Here is a 270-nt window from a genome sequence, read left to right on the forward strand (position 1 = left end):
GCTGGCCGGTGGTCCCCGAGGTGTACATCAGGAACAGCATGTCTTCGGCGTCGCGTTCGACGGGGTCGACGCGCTCGCCGCGCTGTTCGTCGAGGAGTTCGTCCCAGTCGTGCTGGTTACCCTTCAGGTCGTGACCGAAGCCGTCGTCGCCGAGGCGGTCGACGACGACCGTCGCGTCCACACCGTGGTCGACGCTGTCGAGTCCCTCGTTGGTTTTGTCGAGGTGGTCGAGCGGGTCGCCGCGGCGGTAGTAGCCGTCGCAGGTGACGA

General features: G+C 67.0%; 1 pseudogene. It reads right to left on the minus strand.

Annotated features, from left to right (window positions below):
• Nucleotides 1-270: pseudogene (locus NKF06_RS20920) on the minus strand (acetyl-coenzyme A synthetase); the annotation flags it as partial.

Origin of the sequence: Haloferax sp. AB510, from assembly GCF_024136985.1 — an archaeon.
GTDB lineage: Archaea > Halobacteriota > Halobacteria > Halobacteriales > Haloferacaceae > Haloferax.